The organism is Phocaeicola massiliensis B84634 = Timone 84634 = DSM 17679 = JCM 13223, assembly GCF_000382445.1.
GTDB lineage: Bacteria > Bacteroidota > Bacteroidia > Bacteroidales > Bacteroidaceae > Phocaeicola > Phocaeicola massiliensis.
This window is the reverse complement of record NZ_KB905472.1, coordinates 632,074-655,150: the sequence shown is the minus strand read 5'-3', so window position 1 is coordinate 655,150 and position 23,077 is coordinate 632,074. Positions and strand designations below refer to the sequence as shown.

The window sequence follows — 23,077 nt, the reverse complement described above, 5'->3', positions numbered from 1 at the left end:
TACTGCAAATAAAGAATTATATATAGCTTTGCAGACTAAACTAAATGATTTAACGAAAAAAGTATGATGAAAAAAGTAATTTTTAAAATGACGGCAGTTTGCGCCAGTGCACTAATCTTAGCTTCATGCGGTGGCAGTAAGAATATGTTAACACTCTCTTCCTTGAACGGTGAATGGAATATCACCGAAGTGGACGGACAGAAAATCACGGATAAAAAAATGCCTTTTATTGGCTTTGATGTAGCTCAAAAACGTATCTATGGGAACAGTGGTTGCAACCGTATGATGGGCACTTTTGAAGCTGATTCGCTGACCCCCGGAGCATTATCTTTCGGTCCTATCGGAAGTACGCGTATGGCTTGTCCCGATATGCAGACTGAACAAATGGTACTGAACGCACTGAACAAGGTGAAGTCCTATGAAACCGTATCAGACCAGCCTGAAATCATTGCATTGTGCAGTGAAGACGGCAAAAAGATGCTGACGTTGCAGAAAAAAGACGAATCGCAGGTTTCACTGACAGACCTTTCAGGCGAATGGGCCATTGAGTTGGTAAACGGCAAAAAAATAGTGGGCACTACCGAAGTCACTCCGTTTATTGGTTTTAATACCGACGAGAACCGCATTTACGGTAATGTGGGTTGCAATACCATCAACGGTGCTTTGCTTCAGAATGAAAAAACAGCCAATTCACTGAAGTTTGAAAATATCGCCACCACCATGATGATGTGTCCCGACATGGAAACGGAAACCACTGTACTGAACGCGCTGAATGAAACAAGAAGTTTCTCAATAAAAAACGGTCAAGTATATCTGCTCGGAGAAAACGGTAATGAACTGTTAGTCTTGAAGAAACAATAAACAGACTACTGTAGATATCATTGAAATAAACGAAGGAGATGTGTCAAATTGCACACCTCCTTTTTTACTATACAAACAAGCGGTCACCCGTATCTCAGTAGACATTCATTAAACATAAATCAACACATACAGCCTACTGATAAACAACAATCAAACATTCATTCGGACATTCCTTCTTTATTGTATTCAGAAAACAAAGAGAAAATTCCCACACAAGGAGCTTTTTTTAAGCGGTAAACCCAAGGCCAACCATTGTTTCTATCGTTTTTCATACACCTCTTGAGATTTTTTCCATTCAAAAGCTGACAGTGTTTCTACGATTCTGCCTTTTCTGTCGGTCGGTAGCGAAAAAGGATACGCCATTTTGTCAGTTGTTCCTAACATCCCTGCCTTGGCATACTGTTTGCTTGATAAAAGACGTGCGATTGGTGCACGAAAAGAAAAATTTCTGTGAACCATTCGCCGGGAAATCAGTTTAATTGAAAACAAATAAATAAAAAATATACAATTATGGGAAAGATTATTGGAATTGACTTAGGAACAACAAACTCATGTGTTTCAGTATTTGAAGGTAATGAACCGGTAGTTATCGCTAACAGCGAAGGTAAACGTACTACTCCGTCTATCGTGGCATTTGTCGATGGCGGTGAACGTAAGGTAGGTGACCCTGCAAAGCGTCAGGCTATCACTAATCCGCAGCGTACTATCTTCTCAATTAAACGTTTCATGGGTGAAACATGGGATCAGGTACAGAAGGAAACTGCTCGTGTTCCTTATAAAGTAGTGAAAGGTGACAATAATACTCCGCGTGTAGATATTGACGGACGTCTTTATACTCCGCAGGAAATTTCAGCTATGATCCTGCAGAAGATGAAGAAAACAGCCGAGGATTATTTGGGACAAGAAGTTACAGAAGCTGTTATCACCGTTCCGGCATACTTCTCAGACTCACAACGTCAGGCTACTAAAGAAGCTGGTCAGATTGCAGGTCTGGAAGTGAAACGTATTGTGAACGAACCGACAGCTGCTGCTTTGGCTTATGGTCTTGATAAGGCTCACAAAGATATGAAGATTGCTGTATTCGACCTTGGTGGTGGTACATTCGATATCTCTATCCTTGAATTTGGTGGTGGTGTGTTTGAAGTACTTTCTACTAATGGTGATACTCACTTGGGTGGTGATGATTTCGACCAAGTAATCATTGACTGGTTGGTACAGGAATTCAAAAATGACGAAGGTGCGGATTTGACAAAAGATCCGATGGCTATGCAACGTCTGAAAGAAGCTGCTGAAAAAGCTAAGATTGAATTGTCTTCTTCTACTTCAACAGAAATCAACCTGCCATACATCATGCCCGTAGACGGTATGCCTAAGCACTTGGTTAAGACTTTGACACGTGCTAAATTTGAAGCTTTAGCTCACAATTTGATTCAGGCTTGTCTTGAACCTTGCAAGAAGGCTATGAGCGATGCAGGTTTGAGCAACTCTGATATCGATGAGGTAATCCTTGTTGGTGGTTCTTCACGTATTCCGGCTGTTCAGGAATTGGTAGAAAAATTCTTCGGTAAGACTCCTTCCAAGGGTGTTAATCCTGACGAAGTGGTTGCTGTAGGTGCTGCCGTTCAGGGTGCTGTTTTGACAGATGAAATCAAAGGTGTGGTATTGCTGGATGTTACTCCGTTGTCAATGGGTATCGAAACATTGGGTGGTGTAATGACTAAGTTGATTGATGCAAACACTACCATCCCGGCACGTAAAAGCGAAACCTTCTCTACAGCTGCCGACAACCAGACTGAAGTGACTATCCACGTACTTCAGGGTGAACGTCCGATGGCCGCACAAAACAAGTCAATCGGTCAGTTTAACCTGACAGGCATCGCTCCTGCCCGCCGTGGTGTTCCTCAGATTGAGGTGACATTCGATATCGACGCCAATGGTATCTTGAAAGTATCTGCCAAGGATAAAGCTACCGGCAAGGAACAAGCTATCCGCATCGAAGCATCATCCGGCTTGAGCAAGGAAGAAATCGAAAAGATGAAAGCCGAAGCTGAAGCTAATGCAGAAGCAGACAAGAAGGAACGTGAAAAGATTGACAAATTGAATCAAGCTGACTCCATGATTTTCTCTACTGAAAATCAGTTGAAGGAATTAGGCGACAAGTTGCCGGCTGATAAGAAAGCCCCGATTGAAGCTGCTCTTCAGAAGTTGAAAGATGCTCATAAAGCACAGGATTTGGCTGCTATTGATACTGCCATGGCTGAACTGAATACAGCATTCCAGGCTGCCAGCGCTGAAATGTATGCTCAGAGTGGTGCACAAGGTGGCGCTCAGGCCGGTCCGGGTGCAGGTGCAGGACAACAGGCTAATCAGGGTTCTTCTAATAATAAAGAAGATATTCAGGATGCTGACTTCGAGGAAGTGAAGTAAGTATCGGTAAACAACGATAACTAACGATAGAGAAGTAGGGTGTAGCTCAATGAGTTACACCCTACTTTATTTTTAACACTTTCTGATGGATTTGCTTGTTTCTCGGATTTTTATTGTATATTTGTACCATATTTGTGCCGCGATAAGAAAGTCGGAAATCTGCGACAAAATATAAACGGATTGAATACAAACAAGTAAAAATCAGCATTATGCCAGCAGCAAAGTTCGAGATAAAGCGCAAATGCCAGGTGTGTGGTCAGGAGTTCATCGCCAAGACCATAGAATCGTGGTATTGCTCCAAACGCTGTTCCAACATTGCCTATAAGCGCAGGAAAGACGAAGAGAAGCGGAATCAGCGATTGGATGAAATTGTAAAGAGCATCCCGAAGCACCAAGATTACATCAAGGTGTCGGAAGCTTATGCCATGTTCGGCATCAGCAAAGATACGCTGTATCGTCTGATACATAAAGGGACTATTTCGCACATAAATCTTGGAACTAACCAAATCCGTGTCAGCAAAGAAGAACTGCTGAAACTCTATCCGCTACGAAAGAAAGCTCTGACAAAACCCAAACCCGTTGCAAAACTATATAGCTTGGAGCCTAAAGACTGTTATACTATCGGCGAAATATCCAAGAAGTTTCATTTAGAAGACAGTACGGTCTATCTACATATCCGTAAATACTCTATCCCTACCCGGCAGATAGGTAACTTCGTTTATGTGCCCAAGAAAGAAATTGATAACCTATATAAAGGGATGAAGCAATGAAGAAAGCGTTGGCCAATACACGAGTTTCAGTAAAACTCCGCAAATCGGAATACCGCGAGGAATGGTACCTGTATGTTGAAGCTTATCCGGTTTTCCAAGCAGACAAACCCACTCCCCAAAGAGTGCGTGAATATCTGAGCCGTACTATAACCACTCCCATATGGGATAAGTCGCGGAATGCCCGAACCGACAAAGACGGCAAGACCACTTATAAGCTAAAGCGTGACTTGAACGGCATCATCCAATGCAAATCTCAATTAGACCAAGAATCGTGTATCTATGCCGACAAGGTGAGGAGCCTGCGCCAAAAGGAATACGATAACGCTTCGCTTTATTCTGAAACGGATGCAGAACAGGCAGAGCAGCTAGAGCGTTCACGTTGCAACTTCATAGACTACTTCGACCATGTGCAACGGTTACGCCACGCCCATAGCTCCGATTCCATTATCATCAACTGGAAGCGTGTACATGAATTGTTGAAAATCTTTGCGAAAGGAGATACCATCCTTTTCTCACAGATTGACTTGAAGCTGATAGAATCATTCCGTATGTTCCTATTGAACGCCCCACAGGGAGGAGGCAAGAAAGGTGTTATCTCGCAAAATACGGCATCCACTTATTTCTCCATATTCAAGGCTGCATTGAAGCAGGCTTTCATTGACGGCTATTTGACGGTTGATATTGGGGCAAAGATCAAGGGTATTCAAGGTCAAGAAAGCCGTAGGGAATACTTGACCATTGAAGAACTGAACCGCTTGGCTCAAACTCCATGCGACCCGTTGTTGAAGCGTGCCGCCCTCTTTTCTGCACTTACCGGGCTTCGTCATTGTGACATTCAAAAGTTGAAGTGGTCAGAGATAGAGGTATTCAATGGTGGTTACCGTTTGAACTTTACTCAGCAAAAGACCAAAGGCGTTGAGTATATGCCTATATCCGAACAAGCATTTCAATTATGTGGTGAAAGGAAGGACGGCGAACAATTAGTTTTTGGCGGACTGCCAGACCCGTCATGGATTAACCGTCCGATAAAGAAATGGGTTGCAGAAGCCGGAATAACGAAGCACATCACCTACCATTGTTTTAGGCACTCGTATGCAACCCTGCAACTCGCCGGAGGAACAGACATTTATACTGTTAGCAAAATGCTTGGTCATACGAATGTCCGTACAACTCAAGTGTATGCAAAGGTTGTTGATGCTAAAAAGGAAGAGGCTACCAAGACGATTAAGCTTGATTTACCGTATTATTGACTATAATTTTATATTCTAAATCAAATTATTAGGTAAATACGTAAATAGTTTTATGTCACAATAAAATATATTGTTGTTTTTCGAAATAATTTTGCATCTTTGAAGGTATAAGACAATAGAGTGTAATTATATGGCAACAAATAAAAACATTAATCGTATCAAAGTAGTTCTCGTAGAAAAGAAGAAAACGAACAAGTGGCTTGCTGACCAAATAGGTAAAGATCAGGCTACAGTGAGCAAATGGTGTACTAACACAACTCAACCCACTCTTGAAACTCTAGTAGAAACTGCAAGAATACTTGAAGTTGATATTCGGGAGTTGCTCGTACCTACAGACAATCAGAAAATTATGATGACGATCTTGTAATAACTAAATCTAATAGAATATGGTCAGCAAATCAATAATAGAAAAATTACGTGAGATATATCAATCTTTGCCTAAGGTTGAACTGGTTGACAAGGGTGATGGATGGGTGAACCAGTATGATTTCTTACGTGCTGTTGGAAAAGTAGGTATCAATTATAAGAATCTGGGGTACGATCATTTCTATGAATTTTTAACAGATTCTGGATTGTTTTCATTCTGGACAGATTTCTCGGGAGAAAAACCTATAAGGTATGTAATTGAAAAAGCTAAGCCAAAATCTCACGAAGAGCAAAGAAGACCACAATACAATCGTGCAGCAACCCAATACGTAGATTCCGAGGAGGTCGTTAAAATCAAACGCAGATTGCGTCTTGAGAACAATCAGTTTATTGGTCAGTTTGCGCCTCAAAGAAATGAAGGTTGGTTTACGATAACAGATATCCGTAATACTGATTTTACAAAGATTGAAGATAAGGAACGTGGTATAAAGAATCTGTCTATCTCATTCAGAAGCAACAAGGAGTTCAACCGCTATGCATACTACAAGTTCACTTGGGTATTGCTTGAAACCGATCCTCTCAAGTTCGGTATTGACTTGCATGAGGAAATAACACCAATTTACCCCAAAGACATTGTGAGCAGTCTTTACGAGGGCATTATGCGTTACCCTGCAGGTGCTGCAAAGAAGATTGCTCGTTCGCTTGATACTCTCAAAAAGCAACTTACACAAAGCGGTAAGGAAGTATTCATCTATGAGTTGCTGCAGAATGCTAACGACTATCCTCTTCGTACAAAAATTGATGGTAAGATTCAACCTTTGCCTGTTGATGTAGAGTTCCATATTACCGAGAACTACTTAACATTCGAGCATACAGGTGAATATTTCAATCCAAAGAATATTGCAGCTATTTGTGATATAAATGATGGCGAGAAGTCTGACAATACCGAAGCCATCGGCTACAAAGGTATTGGTTTTAAGACCGTTTTCCTTGACAACGACTATGTTCTCCTCAATACTGGTAATTACACATTCAGGTTCGACAAGTCTGCTACGGATGTAATCAATACACCGTGGCAGATATTGCCAATCTGGACGGAACATAATGAGATCGATAATGAAATCAAGTCTGTATTCCGTCAGCATCCTAACGAAGAGTTCAGAGTAAAGTTCGCTCTCCAACCACGAGATAAGGAAATTCTGACCGATGAAGACAGAGATGATAACTACATCGATTTGTTTACCGATGTATTTGAATCAGAGCGCGTCATATTGTTTATCCCGAACATCAAGAAGGTTAGCATCTTTATTGATGGTCAGGATGAACCGATTGTACGTGAGAAAGACAATAAAGACTGGTGTGTATCAGATTCTCTTGTAGATGATATTCCTGAGGATATTACAGATAAGATAAACGATGTCTTGGAAAATCCAGACTCTCTTCGTTCGGATGGTTATGAGAAAATACCTGAGAAGTACATGAACTTCCGTAAGACTGCGGTAAAGTTTGCGTGCAAGAAAGCTGAAAGAAAGTTGACGCCAGTTGATGATGCCATACTTTATTGCTATCTGCCAGCAAAGCGGGCTGATTGGGGCTTCAATTTCCTAATGAATACCGATATGGTGCCCAACGGACAGCGTGATGATATTGAGGATATCGAGCTCAATCACGTTATTGCTCGTATTGCAGGTAAACAGTTCTTTTATTGGATCAAGCAGCTTATTGAAAGCAAAAAATACGACCTTGACTCTATCTTTGCACTTATCCCAGACTTTGATGAGTGCAAGAAGAGACGCGTGTATAAGACGTTTATAGAGGAGTTCCAGGAAGAATTTGAAAAGTTCATAAAAGAAGAGCCTTTTGTTCCATGCGTGGATAAGGATGGTGAACAAACCTTTGAATGCATCGACAATATTATTAACGACATGACTGGCATGACAGCGAACGGAGTCATTTCAGACGAAGACTTCATAATTCTTATGGAGTTGGGTGACTACTCCTTGCCAGTTGACGAGTTAAGACAATCGGAGGCATTCATGGATTTCTTGTACAAGCATTCTCCTTCGAGCCTTGATGTAAAGGTTGATGCTGTTGTAAAGAAATGTGAGGAAACTGATTTCCAGACATGGTTGACAGTTCCCGAAAACAATACACGATTTATTAGACATTGGTTGAGTGAGGATGAACTAAACGAGTTTGCGAAGAAAAATATATTTATTGAATACGAAGGCGATTTGTTTACAGCAGGAAGTCTCTACTATGATTTTGACACGAATTGTAATGGAATAGGATTCTTGCGTAGATTTGTACCGCATCTTTGCGAGGCATCAAGAGCAAATTTTGAGGAAGATGAAAATTGGAAATCATTTGCAGACAAGTATTTCCTGTCTTTCTCTGCTGCGTCTATGATTACAGATTACATTCTATCCAATGAGGATGCTATGGCGTTGCTTAACGTACCAAGCAATTCTGTTGCATTCTATCGTTATCTTGCAGTAAAGGAAGTTGATTTAAAGGCTAACAAGACAAAGGTTCCGTACATTACCGAGGATGGTGGTGCAAGTACCGACTATACCAATTATCACTACTTCTTCAACGAAGAAGCTCATGGCTTAATACGTGAGAAATGGTTGGGCGAGAATCTTATCAACGTACTATCGCATATCTATTTTGACAGCCTGGCTGATGACGAGAAAGATAATATAACTGCAATATTTACTAACCTTGGATTCAACGAATTTACCAAGGACTCCTTCATCACGACTGTCATAGTTGGCGATGCCGATTTCCGAGCAAAAGTAAACGCTGCCATAGAAAACAATTATGCCGCCAACAAAGCATTTGTTGAATATGTGTATGGTTGTGAAGCGCAGTTGAAGGAAAACGTTTTCAAGGATTATGTCTTGCGTTGTGTTGACATCCACAAAAATGAGGTATATCTTTGCAACGATGACGTGCGATACTTCAATCAGGATGCGTATGCTCAGAACAGCACCTATGCTGACAATATCAATCATGCTTGGTTGCAGGATAGCATGATGTATGCTCTATCGAATGATTACTTTGAAGGTCGTGAGAAGGAAGAGGTAAAGAAACTGGAATCGTTCTTGCGTCAGCAGTTTGGCGTTAAGACCTTCACAGACAAGTCGTTCTTCACAGATGTTGTAATCAAGAATAAGGCGGTTATCTATGCCGGTCTTGTTGACGAGGCAACTATGCTCACATTCTTGGAGTACCTGAAGCGTGACGCAGACAGACTCTTTGATGATACTATGAGTTTCAACGACATCAAGGATATGCCTTTACTTGCCTATGACGGAACCATAGTAAGAGCAAGGGAACTGAATATCCAGTATATCGAATACAACGAGGACGCAAAGATTCTGTGCGAGAAAGCATGGTGTCCGAAGATGTATGTTGTGCTCTCACAGAAATATACCGATGATTTCTCTCAGGATATGCGTCAGCTGTTCAAGATTGTGAAGTTTGACATCAATACCACAACTGACATTCTTGCTCAGAACGCAAACTTGCGTCAATCGGTTAATGTTATAAACAATAACGTTGATTTCTGGCGATGGGTAAAGGTAAACCAGAAGCAAATTGCATCTGTTGATAAGTTTAAGACTATTCCGTTACTTGACAATAACAACGCGCTTATCAATTGTGTATCACTTTACATTTCTGACACCTATCAGCAAGAACAAATTGAGGCGCTGGTAACTAAGTATGTAAAGGAGGCGCAGTTTGTGTCTTCGTCTTACATCGAAACCGCCAATGAGAACGAGAAGTCAGAGTGGATGAAATTGTTCAGGAAACTCGGTCTTAAGTCCGATAACAAGGATATTCTTTTCTCAGACATCTTGCCTAAGCTTTCAACTATTGAAGTAGAGTCTTTGGATTCTGTTGTAGCGATGATGACCAAGCACCTTAAAGACCTGAAGGATAAATGGGCAGAAAGGAAATACCAAATTATGCAGTTGAGAGTTCGCACTCAATATGCTGGTTATAAGACTCTAGATCAGGTAATAATCGTCAATATGGATGAGGATTCTGTATCTGAGCCATTCAAGTACATCACTCTTGCCAACGAGGTTCATCCCGATATTCTAAAGGCAAATAAGGACTTGCTTCATGCTATCTCTGAAGAGTACGGTAATCGCAATCTCATTACCACAAAGCAAATGTGGATTGACGCAAAGGTTAAGGATTATCTTGCAAAGTTTACTGCCGATGAGAATAGCGTTGCAGACATTCACATTCAGTTTGTACGTGAAGTAGTCAAGATACAGAGTGAGTATGACATAAATGACACACTTCGTAAGCAGATAAAGTATCTGGTCAAGTCGAATGAAACGACATACAAGCTTGCTCATGAGCTGACACTTGGAACAGAATATTCTCCAACGTGCGACTTTGAGGCAAATGGTGTGGCTGAATTGTCGTATCTTTCAGACACTTACATCTTCGAAGGCAACAAGGATATCATCAAACAATATTTCAAGGCGGAGAACGTGCATCAGAATATGACGCGAGAGGACTTGAAGTATCTCGCAAACCGCACATTTGCTTGTTATTTCTGGTCGAAATGTTTCTCTCGTCGCTTGGTCGAATATGAATCCTGGGTAGAAGATGGATGTTTCAATAACCGCGTGTGCATACCAACAGAGAATTCTGTTCAAAAGCCGGAGTTGTTGTATACACCTCACATAGCTGGTTATGCTGTTCGTGCCAAGGTACCTCAATGGCAAGAGAAGGTTCCTTGCAAAGCTATTGTTGACTCTATTGACAATCGTGATGCTCGTGAATTATTTGAGAAGATCAACTTCTGTAAAGCTCTCTCTTTTGAAGATTGCCTTTATTACCTTGCTCGTGTTACGCATCCAAGAGAGGAAGAAACTAATTTCCGCAGTATAGTGATTAATTGGATGCTGTCTTCGCCTATTCAAGATGAGACTTTGGTTGACAACTATCGTAAAACGCCAACTGCAGAATGGCGTAATGGTAAGGGGCAGAAGAAGCATATTACGGAACTTTATGCTATCCATCCAGATGCGACACAGGAAAGGAATATCTTCCGTGGCGATGAGTTTGTTATGCAGACAAGTGCTTTCCCTTATGATACAGATTCGTTTGTCAAGGTCTGCAACATGCTGAAGATAAAATGTCTGACAAGTTCTGATTTTGTGGCAACACCTATAGGCAAACAAGATGAAACAGCTGATATGGTTGCCATACTCAGACCTCGTCTGCTTATCTTGTCGGCTATCGAGAACCCAGATCGATTCCAAGAACTCTACGAACGTTATAATACAAAGCTGTCGCAGTATCATTTTGTTGTATGTGAAAAAATAGACCTCGGTTATGACACTATACATAATGATGTGGAGCGTATCTATAACGATGACAACCACCTTTATTATGTAAGCTCATGGAAGCATAATCGTACCTTTACAAAGTTCTGTAGTAGATTGAAGCGACTGGTAGGTTTTGACGTGTATGATAATGTATGTGAAGACGTTCTTGATGATAGCGTTTCTGTAGAAGCGTGCATCGAAAAGTATTGCTCTTCACTTGCATACGATGAAAAGTTCCGCGCTTATCTCAGATCGTTGGATTTGACCATCAACGTTGAGCCAGAGGAAGAAGAACCTATCGAAACAGAAAACGATTACTATAGCAATGCTACGAATGAACCAACAGATTCTGCTACTGAAGCAACTACAGAGACATCAACAGAAAATCAGCATGTTGACGATACGAAAACTATTCGCGAGGATGACAAGCCTGGTGCACCAAATAAAGATGTAACGTCAAGACCTGTTAACGAACTTGAAGTTGGGGAAGAATCAGAGACATCACCAAAAGAACCTATTCAAACCGCATCGCAGCAGTCAACTTCTGACTCTCGTCCACAACAGCAGTCGCAACAAACTGAATCACTAGTTGGTCAAGCAACGTCATCTACAGCAGAGGAAGAGCCAGAAAATGACCTTGGTCAGTATGACACATATGAACAGGTTGATGAAGAGGATATTGAAGACTACGATGACACAGATGAAACAGACGATGTAGAAGCTGACGTTGATGAAGATGTTGACACAACGGATAATGCCAGCACAACGTCTTCTAATACTCATATGTCTAACACGTCTCACGCTTCATCAAACAAGCCTCATAAGGATTATGATCCTGACAGTAATGGGTACATGGGATCTGTTGATAAGGACAAGAATTATCAACCTGTTGGTGACAGACCTTACAAACCTCGTACACGTAAGCATCCGAAGATTTTCACCAAAAAGGAATTAGAACGCCTTCGCTCACATGGAACGCCTCTTGAACTGGAATCATTACCACCAACGAGGGAGGAAATAGACCTCTTAGCTCAATGTAACATCAAGCCAGAGCAGATTGCCGACACCAACTATCTTGCTCAGTTGCGTCTGTACCAGAACCTCAGAAATGAGATGCACGCAGAGCCTGAGGAAACAATGGAAGAGTTCGTGCGTAATGCGAGTGATGTAACTGTACACAAACTTAAAGATGGCAGATACATTCATGCTTGTAGTGCTGCTCGTGGCGTGATGTATATTTCTCCTTCTGTATGGAATAAGATGGTTGATGACAAGTGGAAGATTTGCGTTTATCTTGATGGACAAGGCAAGAACTTCCATTACATTAACAACGCCGAGGAATTCCTGAAACTCGTAGAAAAAGACGATGTTGTTATCAAGATTACCGGCAAGGAGAAGGTTGATGTAGTAAGGGCTCTTTATACAGGCATACTTGAAGATGCCAAAGGTACTGCATACACCTTGATTCGTGTGGCTGCTCGTACAAATATGGATGCCGTATTCGCTCACTATGTTGGTGCTATGGCAGAAGCGGAAGATGGTAACGATGATTACAACGATAACGACTATTGATTATGATTGACAATATCAAACTTGCAAACTATAAGTCATTCTTTGCTGACCAAGTGAAAGAGGCTATCGACGAGCAACAAAAGATCAATCGCTCGCAGATGCGGAACTTATTTAAGACAGGTGAATTATCGCTTGCTTATGTTGATTCCATTCAGCATGAGACAGGCATGATTATCCTCAAATGCCCTCGTCGTATGGCTCCACGTTTGAAAGTTCTGAAGGGCGTGTGCATAATTAAGAAAGGTGCTAAGCAAGCATTAGGTGAACACGTTACGGAGTGGATCTGCCGTTGGGATGAGTTCGTTGACAATAAGGATTTTCATTCTTCTGGTTCTGACATGACTCCAATGTACTATGTTCATACTGGTGATTCCAACTATGACTATGTTGCATGCTCTGGATTCAGTTTTAAGTTGTACGATATCTTGTCAAAGGCGTTGGTTGATGGCAAAAGTCTTTCACTTATCGTCCATAATCCATTTCCTCCTGTAGAGTATTTCCGCAACCTTGCCAGCTATATGGATGCATTCTCTTCAAACGATGAATTGAACCTTGAACCGACTATAGATTATGAGGAATGGACACCCGAGGAACTCGCATTTGATGAACAGAAGCCAACAGGCATTTCTGACACAATCATAGACACGCTCGCTAATGAACATTGTTGTATCGTACAAGGTCCTCCGGGAACTGGTAAGAGTTACACCATCGCTTCTGTGATTTCATCGTATCTTGATGCTGGCAAAACCGTCTGCGTCACCACCATGGCGAACAAGGGTCTTATCGAGTTGATAAAGCAGAAGCCTTTGCAGAAGTATGTGAAGGAAGGTCGTGTCAGCAAGACAAATCTCTCTATTGACGAACGCAAACAGGTGTCTGGTGTAAAAGCTGCCTCTGCCGACTTGCAGGTTCCTGGTGGCGAAATGCTCTGTGCGACAAACTATCAGTTGTCAAGTGTTTTTAGCGAAAAGAAGATGACTCTGTATGGTTTGCCACAATACGATTTGGTAGTCATAGAAGAAGCTTCTCAGGCTTTTCTCACGGCTATAGTTGCGTTTAAGCAGTTGGGGATTGATTGCCTAATTGTAGGTGATCCTATGCAGTTGCCACCTATCGTGAAACTTAACAATCCACAATATAATTCGTGGAATGTGGCAACACAAGTTGAAGGATTGAAGTCTATGGTGCTGGGGACATCGATAAAATCTTATCGTATAGTAACCACTTTCCGTCTCACGAGTCGATCAGCCTCCCTTACAAAATACTTTTACGGAAATCGTTTTGTGTCTGTGAAGCAAGACTATTTAGATTTTACCAAAGCGAATAGTGTCTTATTTCCACAAGATGGCGGTGTACTTTACCATTGTACACTAGATGTCCGCAATGGAGTTTATTCAGATAAAGCAGATGCTATTATACGAGATGTGATTGAAAAGCTGGAAAAATTTTACCCTGATCGTTCTTTAGCTATCATAACACCTTTTAGAGATTCTGTAAAGGAACTGCAGAAACGTTTCTGTACGTCTGACCTTGAACTGGATATAACTATCGAAACGATAGATAGAATCCAAGGTATGACTGTTGATTATGCTATTCTATACATTCCTGGAAGGAATCCGGGTTTCGCACTAGAAGATCGACGTTTTAATGTAGCAACAAGCCGTTCGCTTAGTACGACTCTCATTATTTCAGATATGCCTCTTAACGAATTTCACACTGTATCACCTACAGTATTACAGTTTATAGATAATTGTGATAAGTTTGATGGTAAAACAAATGTATGGAGAACTAATTTGCAAGAGTCAGAATCATCAGCCCCTATAGTCCAACCTATATCTGAAGAAAAAACAGTATCAACGGTCTCCTCCACAATAGGGTTGAGAGTTGTAGGTAAAATTGACCTTTCTCAATTTGAACGGAAAAAGAAGGAATTAAGTATAACAAAGAAAAACTATTATATCATTGATACTAATGTTTTTGTGGACTATCCCGATATTATTTCTAAGATTGACAGAAAGTATCCTATCATCTTGTCTGCAAAGGTGACGGATGAGCTCGATAAGATGAAAATCAAATTAACTGAAGAACGAAGACAAAACGCGGAGAAGGCTTTACGTAATCTTAATAATGAGTCACAGCATGAGATTTTATACGAGTTCTCAGATACTTCTTTATTGCCAGATGACTTTGATAAACGTTCACCTGACAATATGATATTATCAGTCGCATTAAAGTATAAAGAACAGAATCCAATTATGCTTACATCAGACAATGGGCTACAACTTAAGTCTAAGCTATTGGGTATAACTACAATCTCGCTTAAGAAATTTCTAAAAAATAATTTACGCTAAGTATAGAAAGCGACATTGATTTCTTATTCTGTAAGCCATCTGCATCTTTCATGTGGGTGGCTTTCTGTTTCTATACATTTTTATCTTCACAACCTTATGATTCGATGATGATTCCCTTATGTCGAGAGGCATAAACGAAAAAATCTAATAATGGAATTTGTCATTATATGCACTGATAATCAGTGCATATAGTTTATGATTCTTATGACCTGCTGATGTTTCTTTATGTGATATTTGCCATCCATAAATCAGTATTGAAATTTGCCATTACTTTGCAGCAAAATCAACTAATAACGATATGGAAGACATGAACATTACATTTGAAGATTTGCCTAAGGCAATGTCATGGATGATGGACAAGCTCAATAAACTTGATTCCAAGATTGACAGTCTGAACAACATCCCACAAGTACGGCCTGTCGACCAGTGGATGAACCTGAAAGAACTGTGCGAATACCTACCCAGCCATCCGGCGGAACAGACCGTTTACGGATGGACGAGTTGCCACCAGATTCCGTTTCATAAGAGAGGGAAGCGTATCATGTTTCTCAAATCGGAGATTGACGCATGGCTTCATGACGGCAAACGGAAATCGCAGAAGGAACTGGCGGATGAAGCCGCCCAATTCATAAAGTCAAAAAGAAATACCAGGTTCTAATGGATTCAACCAATTTATGCAATGCACTCAGAATGGAATTTGAAGGGGTCTTTGAAAGCAAGATTCCTTTGGATGCTTTTCCTGCCAAAATTCAAGATATGATATTGGCTTTAGCACGGCAAGAAAATTATTCCATTGAGTACATGATGGCTTCTCTTTTGGTGGCAGTGTCAACCGCTATTGGCAACGCTGTCAATATCCGTATTCGTGGTGGATGGATTAGTAATCCTGCCCTCTATATGATATTGGTAGGTCGTCCCGGAATGGGCAAAACCCCACCTTTGGATTTCGCATTCCGCCCTATCCGAAAGCATGATGCAAAAATCATCAAGCAATTCAAATTGGATATGGAGCATTATAATAGCTTGATTGAAAACAACAAGGTCAAAAAAGACAAATCCTCTTCACTGCCGGACAAACCTGTTTTACGAAGAATCATCATATCCGATTTTACACCGGAGGCTTTAATGCGTGCGCTGGATGACAATCAGCGAGGTGTCGTGGTATATGTGGATGAAATCATGGGAATGTTTAATGCCGTGAATCAATATAGCAAAGGGCAACTCATTGAACAGTTATTGACTGCATTCAGCGGAAAGCCATTGGATATTTCAAGGTGCAGCATCCCTGTACCTATTCATATAGAGCATCCTTTTATAAATATTGTCGGCACGATGCAAACGACACGTATGCACGAACTAATAGAGAAAGGATATAAAGACAATGGGCTGATAGACAGAATAATTTTTGTTTATCCATCGTCTCAGGAAATTTCAGATTGGGGCTTGGATGAAGATTCTTCCGTATCAACTTTTGGTAAATACTCATCTATGTGGGATTCTATTATAAATAAGGTGATTAGTTTGCCATTTACAGAGAATGAAGATGACAGAGCCATACATAATGTACTGGAATTTTCTTCGGAAGCCAAAGCCTATTTTACAAACTGGCGCAATAATGCGATTCGGGCTGTTAATCAAATCCAAGATGATGGATTGGTGGATAGCAGAGTGATTAAGGCTCCCATGATTACGGCTCGTTTGGCTTTAGTCTTGCAGATTCTTCGCTGGGCTTGCAATGAAGCACACAAGGATTTTGTGGATATTGACTCAACCAAATCAGCTATTGCATTGAGTGAATACTTTGAGAACTGTTATACCAACATTCAAAGATATATGCTGAGAGAGAGCGTTGAACCACAAAAGAGAGAATTGCTTGATTGCCTTTCCGCAACTTTCACTACTGCCGATGCTATTCAAGCCGGAAAAGAAGTAGGGTTGTCGGAAAGGTCGGTGATGTACTCTTTGGTTAATCTTGCCACGAATAAGATTATCAAGAAGGTAAAGCGAGGTGAATATGAGAAACTGCAATAAACGACACCTTTTGCAGTTTGCAGTTGTTGCAGTTTGCACTTTGCGCTTACATAGGATTTCTGCAAAACTGCAATAAGTGCAAGTTGCATGGACTGCAATAACAAGACAAAGAAGTATGGCTGAATATAGATTTTCTCTTCAAAAATATAAGCGTGGTTCAAAACTTTCATGCCCGAAGTGTGGAAAGAAGCAATGCTTTGTCAAGTACATAGATAGTCAAGGAGAAATAACTTTTCCTGATTATGTAGGCAGATGCGACCATGAACAATCTTGTCAATACCATTACACTCCATCAGATTATTTTCATGATAACCCAATGGTGATGGATTACAAAAAGGATGATTTCGTTGAAGTCGACAAGCCTAAGTCTCATTTGCCATCTCCTACCTCTTTTGTTGACAATGAACTAATGGAACGTACTCTTACCAACTATGGCATGAATCCATTGTACATTTACCTATCCGGAGTATTGGGCAAAGACGAGACTTCCCGGATATTCCAACTGTATCATGTTGGTACATCAAAGAAGTGGGGCGGTTCTACCGTCTATTGGCAAATTGATTGGCAGGGTAATGTACGAACAGGAAAAATAATGTTGTATGATTCAAAAACAGGACATCGGATAAAAGAGCCAAGAAGTTATATAAGTTGGGTACATACGGAACTAAATTTCCAAAATTACCATTTGAAGCAATGTCTGTTTGGCGAACATCTGTTGTCTGATAATCCGATCAAACCAGTAGCTATTGTGGAAAGCGAAAAATCCGCTTTGGTAGCGACCCATTATATGCCGGAGTTTATATGGTTGGCTACCGGTGGAATGCACGGATGTTTCAAGCCTGATGTGATAAGTATTTTGAAAGGAAGGCCAGTTATGCTATGCCCAGACTTGGGAGCAAAAGAAGTTTGGCAAACCAAAATGCCTTTGCTTACTTCCGTATGTTCCAAAGTTGTATTGAGTGATAGTCTGGAACAATGCGCTACAGATGAACAACGAAAAAAAGGATTGGACATTGCAGATTTCCTTCTGATGAAAGATACTCCGCAAATAATACTCTCCAAAATGATACAACGTAATCCGGCTTTGCAGATGCTCATTGATGAATTGAAATTGGAGTTAGTGGATGTAGAACAGATGTAATAAAAAGATGAATAGGACAGCTCGCTGTCTTTGGGAAAGGGTTTGTAAAATCCCGTAGCTTATTAGGGCATTTTCACCGCTTTCACTCTCCTAGTGGCAGTAAAAAAGCCCATAAGCGGAGGGATACCCTCTCGACACCCGGATGCCTGTGGCACAAAAGGCGGGATTTTACAACCAAAGAATCAGTGAAAAGGAAATAAGATATGAGTAATACGCAATACGCAGTCTGCCACCTTCAACGTGGCAGTGGTAATGATTCTGGTATGTCATGCCATATAGAAAGGAAGGATGCCAAGAGGGAAAAATATGTACCCATCAATGCCGATGCAAATAGGACGCACCTCAATCGGGAACTGGTTGTATTTCCTGCCGGGGTGAAGAACCGGACGGATGCTATACAACATCGGATAGACCATGCCAGACTGCATCGCAAGGTCGGCAAGAACCAGACGAAAGCCATCCGCATTATCTTGACCGGAACACATGAACAGATGATGAAGATTGCCAAGGAAGGTAAGTTGGATAATTGGATAGATGCCAATCTAAAATGGCTGAAAAATACTTTCGGAAGCGAGAATCTTGTTTCTTGTGTATTGCACATGGACGAGAAAACTCCGCACTTGCATGCCACAATCGTACCCATTGTAACAACAGAACGACTTCGTAAAAAGCGTGAGGGTGAGAAGAAGTACGCAACAAAGTCCGGGGCACGCCTATCGGCAGATGATGTTATGCGACGTAGCAAACTGCACGAATACCAGAACAGTTATGCAGCAGCCATGAAGCCATTCGGATTGCAGCGTGGCATTGTCGGTTCTACAGCAAAACATCTGGCAAATTCAGAATACTATAAACAGCAAATAAATCGGTATGAGGAAGACATCGCCAAATTGCAGGCAGACATTGAAAAAGCACAAGAGGGGAAAAACACAATCCTTTCGTGGTTCGGCAAGGGGGATTTGGCTAAAGCGAAAAAAGAGCTTGCGAGTAGGGATGAGCAGATTGCCAAACTCAAAAATCAGATTAAAACCCTAATGTCTGAAAAGTCTCAACTGAAAGAAAAACATAGGGAAGAGATTGAACAATTAAGGAACGGCTATCAGAAAGAGATAGACAAGGCTATACGTATGGCAGAAAAAACAGGCCGACAATCCAAAGCAAAGGATTCTGTTATAGAAAAGTTGAATCTACGCATTGACCAGCTCGACCGTAAGGCTAACCCTCAGCGTTACAGTCTGTCATCCGGGGCGGAACTTATCCACCATTTCATTCCCAATTATAATAAGCCCAGTCTGCATATTTGGACACAGGTAGGTAATGAGAAATACGACTCTATAAAACATGTTGATTGGCTCAATCCGATATGGGAAAGTTTCACCAAAGACGAAGCTACCATCTATGAATTGATAAATGATGTGTTTGAGCCTCAGGAACAGGTCAATGAAGCACAAGCCAACCTACTTGGAGTGGCTTTTGAACTTGCCGCAGGTGGTCAGGCGCAAGTCCATGTCGGAACTGGTAGCGGAGGTTCATCCTCTGAACTCCCTTGGGGAGAACAGAAGACGAAAAACTCACAGCAACGCAGATAAATTGCCTTTACCAAGTTATAATCTTATCCACAATTTCCTGTTGCTCGGCACTGCTACGCCTCAAATAAATACGAGTGGTTTCAATGCTTTCATGCCCCATCAGGTCGGCAAGTAAAGAAATATCGTTGAACTTCTCCAAGAAATTCTTGGCAAAGCGATGGCGGAACGAATGAGGATAAACCACTTTCTCGTTCAAACCATATTTTGTGGCATAGTTTTTTAACTGTTGGGCAATACCTCTGGTGGTGATACGCTCGCCAAAGCGATTGAGGAATAGATAACCGCTTGTACGATTGGTGCTATTGAGCCACTCCGTAGCTTCCTTGCGGAGTGATTTAGGAATATAGATACGACGTATCTTGCCACCTTTGGTATAGATGTCAAAATAACCTATCTGCACGTGTTCCACCTTCATTTGTATTAGTTCACTGACTCGTGCACCTGTAGCAGCAAGGAAACGAACTACGAAATACCATTCTTGGTTTTCTTCCTTTTTTAGTTTGTTTTTCAGAAAAGCGTAGTCGGCATTGCTGATTACATTTTCCAGATAACTACGCTGTTGTACCTTGACGGATTTTAATCTCAAACGAGATTTATTCATATAGTCAAGATACTTGTTCATTGCCTGAATACGTAGATTTACGGTTTTAGGCTTGAATTTTTCAATGAGATAAGTCTTATAAACAAGCAGGTTGCGCTTGTTCAGTTCCTTATGTCGGGAATAATACTCTTTTACGGCATATAGATAAGCCGCAATCGTGTTCTCCGCCATATTCCCTTGACGAAGATACGTTCCAAAATTTTCAATGTTCATGTCTGATACATTATTAGTTAAACAATTCACTATCATTAATAATGTATGGTATTTACAAATTCATTGAGTTCCTATTATGAGAAGTTTCTCGCTACGGGGGAAGTGAAATGTATTGATGAGGAGATTCCGTTTGAGATTCCAAAGGGGTGGGAATGGGCAAGATTTGGGAATATAGTCAATCATTCGCCACAAGTTATCTGTGAAGATAATTTCGAAGTTGCTTTTATGCCAATGGCTTTGATTGATGCAGGTTATAGAAGTTCTTATACTTTTGAGAAACGATATTGGAGGAATGTCAAATCTGGTTTTACGAAAATGCAAAAGGGCGATATTGCTTATGCCAAAATTACTCCCTGCTTCCAAAATAGGAAATCGTTTATCCTTGGCGATGTTCCAAGCAATATTGCAACAGCAACAACAGAATTAAATGTTATCAGGATATATGCTGATACATTTGCTCGATGGTATCTTCTATATATCCTTAAATCAGACTTCTTTATCAAAGAAGCAAAATACAAGGGTACTGCAGGACAACAACGAGTTTTATCCGATTATGTAAAATCGAAACTTCTTCCGATACCACCACGTAAGGAACAAGATAGGATATGCGATAAATTACAGGAAGTCTTGCCAATCGTAGATAATTATGATAAATTTCAAAGCGAATTGAATTCTCTGAATTCAACTATTGGCGAAAGGCTAAAGAAAACAATTCTTCAAGAAGCAATACAGGGTAAACTCGTCCCTCAGATTTCGGAAGAAGGAACTGCACGAGAATTACTTGAGCAGATACGGCAGGAGAAACAAAAGCTCGTAAAAGAGGGTAAGTTAAGGAAGTCTGTCCTGTCTGATTCTGTTATCTATAAAGGTGACGATAACAAGTATTATGAGCAGGTAGGTAAAAAGTGCTTGGATATAACAGAACAGATACCTTTTGAAACTCCCAAGAATTGGGTATGGACAAGACTTTCTCATATTGCAAACATTTACACTGGCAACAGTATTAGTGAAACTGAAAAGAAATCAAAATTTACAGATGTTATAGGACGTTATTATATTGGAACTAAGGATGTTGATTTTAATAATCGGATTATTTACGATAATGGCATTGCGATTCCGAAACAATATGAACCTGATTTTAGACTTGCTCCCAATAACTCAATATTGATGTGTATTGAAGGTGGAAGTGCCGGAAGAAAAATTGCAATACTGAATCAAGATGTATGTTTTGGGAATAAGTTATGTTGTTTCTCACCATTTGTTGGAATCGGGAAATACATGTACTATTATCTACAGTCACCATCGTTCTTTGAACTATTTAACCTAAATAAAACGGGCATTATAGGTGGTGTAAGTATAGCAAAAGTAAAAGAAATATTAATACCATTACCTCCGATTAAAGAACAACAACGCATTGTTGCTCAAATAGAAAAACTATTTGAGCAACTGCGATAGTTCATTTATCCGTTCTGCAATACGCTGCTGTTCTTGATAAGGTGGAATACCAATAGGCAGATTGTAGAATAACTCTTTATTGAGGTGCGGAATAGCCGCACCTCTTTTTGAATTTCTCAAATCCTCTTTATAGAACAGAATGAAAGCCAAAATATATGGTTTCCATATAGCCGAAGAAAGCCATAACTGTTTGAATGTACTCCCCATATACCCATCTTGCGGAACAGTGAAAACTTCACCTGAATTTTCACCATCTACAAGAATGATGTTATCTCCGGCATAGACAAATTTTCCTTTCTCTACAATGGTAGCAGATGATTTACCACGTAGGTATTTTGCATCCAGACAGATGCCCTTTCCGTTTCTTTTTTCACCGTCTATCAGTTGGCATATGTCTTTCAAACGTAGCACAGACCAAATGTTAGGATATTCAAAAGGAAGCTCAATCTCAACGGTTTGCGCATTTATCCTCTCATAATACTTGCTAATTGCTCAATCTTTGAGATAATTCGGCTTTGCTCCATCAGAGGTGGAATCGGAACTAGATAAGTTTTTACTGTAGCAGTTGCAAGCTCCTTTTGTTTTGTACTACCATCCGATTTATCTTCTATTACAGATTGTACCGTATTGCTTGTGAAATAGTAATAAAGGTATTGTGGCAGAACAAACTTTTTCATTGCTCTTATAACAGTAACATGACTATCTGTCACAGCCAATTCATACGGGTTTAAGGTACTACAATAAATTGCCATTCGTCCTAATGTTCCCAATCCTGTAGAGTTCCACATTAAATCTCCGTCCTGTAAAATACGTTCTTCACCATACGATGATAAAGTATCTGGATCTATGAATTGGGCTTTATCTATTGAGAAACCACTCCATTGATTACACTTTTGCGCTACAACAGGGTATTTCTTTATCAGAGAGTATTTAGGTGACTTCCCTCTTTGGATATAAGAACATATATCGTTAAGTCTTACCCAACTCCAGCTATCAGGTATTTCAAATGGAATCTCGTCAGTAATATTCATTTCCGTATTTCCATTCTTCTCGAAGTACTTGTTATCGTCACCTTTATAGATAACAGAATCAG

General features: G+C 40.6%; 15 protein-coding genes. 12 read left to right on the top strand and 3 right to left on the bottom strand.

Going from position 1 to position 23,077, the window contains the following annotated elements; genetic code table 11:
* Positions 1 to 66: 66 nt before the first annotated feature.
* The 11 genes from HMPREF1534_RS16275 to mobV all read left to right on the top strand — a co-directional run bounded on the left by HMPREF1534_RS16275 (position 67) and on the right by mobV (position 19,715).
* On the top strand, positions 67 to 861 hold the full coding sequence (locus HMPREF1534_RS16275; protein ID WP_025066740.1) for an META domain-containing protein: 795 nt from the start codon (positions 67 to 69) through the stop codon (positions 859 to 861).
* 510 nt (positions 862 to 1,371) lie between these two features.
* The gene (dnaK, locus tag HMPREF1534_RS16285) at positions 1,372 to 3,288 is read left to right on the top strand and encodes a molecular chaperone DnaK (protein WP_005936685.1); all 1,917 of its coding nucleotides are present in this window, start codon (positions 1,372 to 1,374) and stop codon (positions 3,286 to 3,288) included.
* 209 nt (positions 3,289 to 3,497) lie between these two features.
* On the top strand, positions 3,498 to 4,058 hold the full coding sequence (locus tag HMPREF1534_RS16290; protein WP_005936676.1) for a helix-turn-helix domain-containing protein: 561 nt from the start codon (positions 3,498 to 3,500) through the stop codon (positions 4,056 to 4,058).
* Positions 4,055 to 5,308: a site-specific integrase gene (locus HMPREF1534_RS16295; protein ID WP_005936674.1), complete on the top strand. Its 1,254-nt coding sequence runs from the start codon at positions 4,055 to 4,057 to the stop codon at positions 5,306 to 5,308. The genes HMPREF1534_RS16290 and HMPREF1534_RS16295 overlap by 4 nt, the downstream gene beginning before the upstream one ends.
* A gap of 130 nt (positions 5,309 to 5,438) precedes the next feature.
* Positions 5,439 to 5,675, top strand: a complete 237-nt coding sequence (locus HMPREF1534_RS16300; protein ID WP_005936672.1) for a helix-turn-helix transcriptional regulator — start codon at positions 5,439 to 5,441, stop codon at positions 5,673 to 5,675.
* Between the two features lie 19 nt (positions 5,676 to 5,694).
* Positions 5,695 to 12,603, top strand: coding sequence for a sacsin N-terminal ATP-binding-like domain-containing protein (locus tag HMPREF1534_RS16305; protein ID WP_005936670.1), 6,909 nt, complete (start codon positions 5,695 to 5,697; stop codon positions 12,601 to 12,603).
* 2 nt (positions 12,604 to 12,605) lie between these two features.
* Positions 12,606 to 14,954 (top strand): PIN domain-containing protein, encoded by a 2,349-nt coding sequence (locus HMPREF1534_RS16310; protein WP_005936668.1) that lies wholly within the window; start codon positions 12,606 to 12,608, stop codon positions 14,952 to 14,954.
* A gap of 298 nt (positions 14,955 to 15,252) precedes the next feature.
* A complete protein-coding gene (locus HMPREF1534_RS16315; RefSeq protein WP_005936665.1) occupies positions 15,253 to 15,612 on the top strand; it encodes a helix-turn-helix domain-containing protein in 360 nt (119 codons plus the stop codon).
* Positions 15,612 to 16,985 (top strand): DUF3987 domain-containing protein, encoded by a 1,374-nt coding sequence (locus tag HMPREF1534_RS16320; protein ID WP_005936662.1) that lies wholly within the window; start codon positions 15,612 to 15,614, stop codon positions 16,983 to 16,985. The genes HMPREF1534_RS16315 and HMPREF1534_RS16320 overlap by 1 nt, the downstream gene beginning before the upstream one ends.
* A gap of 115 nt (positions 16,986 to 17,100) precedes the next feature.
* Positions 17,101 to 18,126 (top strand): DUF6371 domain-containing protein, encoded by a 1,026-nt coding sequence (locus HMPREF1534_RS16325; RefSeq protein WP_005936659.1) that lies wholly within the window; start codon positions 17,101 to 17,103, stop codon positions 18,124 to 18,126.
* 203 nt (positions 18,127 to 18,329) lie between these two features.
* Complete coding sequence (gene mobV / locus HMPREF1534_RS16330) at positions 18,330 to 19,715, top strand: MobV family relaxase (protein WP_005936656.1); 1,386 nt, start codon at positions 18,330 to 18,332, stop codon at positions 19,713 to 19,715.
* 7 nt (positions 19,716 to 19,722) lie between these two features.
* Here mobV and HMPREF1534_RS16335 read toward each other — a convergent pair whose 3' ends face one another.
* Positions 19,723 to 20,529, bottom strand: coding sequence for a tyrosine-type recombinase/integrase (locus HMPREF1534_RS16335; protein ID WP_005936653.1), 807 nt, complete (start codon positions 20,527 to 20,529; stop codon positions 19,723 to 19,725).
* A gap of 45 nt (positions 20,530 to 20,574) precedes the next feature.
* Between HMPREF1534_RS16335 and HMPREF1534_RS16340 the strand changes: the two genes are divergently transcribed.
* Positions 20,575 to 21,984, top strand: a complete 1,410-nt coding sequence (locus HMPREF1534_RS16340) for a restriction endonuclease subunit S (protein ID WP_005936650.1) — start codon at positions 20,575 to 20,577, stop codon at positions 21,982 to 21,984.
* On the opposite strand, the gene HMPREF1534_RS16345 is transcribed toward HMPREF1534_RS16340, so the two are convergent.
* Together HMPREF1534_RS16345 and HMPREF1534_RS16350 are read right to left on the bottom strand one after the other, a co-directional pair.
* A complete protein-coding gene (locus tag HMPREF1534_RS16345) occupies positions 21,964 to 22,386 on the bottom strand; it encodes a restriction endonuclease subunit S (RefSeq protein ID WP_018451903.1) in 423 nt (140 codons plus the stop codon). The genes HMPREF1534_RS16340 and HMPREF1534_RS16345 overlap by 21 nt on opposite strands.
* Before the next feature lie 62 nt (positions 22,387 to 22,448).
* Positions 22,449 to 23,077 (bottom strand): restriction endonuclease subunit S (locus HMPREF1534_RS16350; RefSeq protein WP_005936647.1); only part of this gene is annotated, 629 nt, incomplete at its 5' end.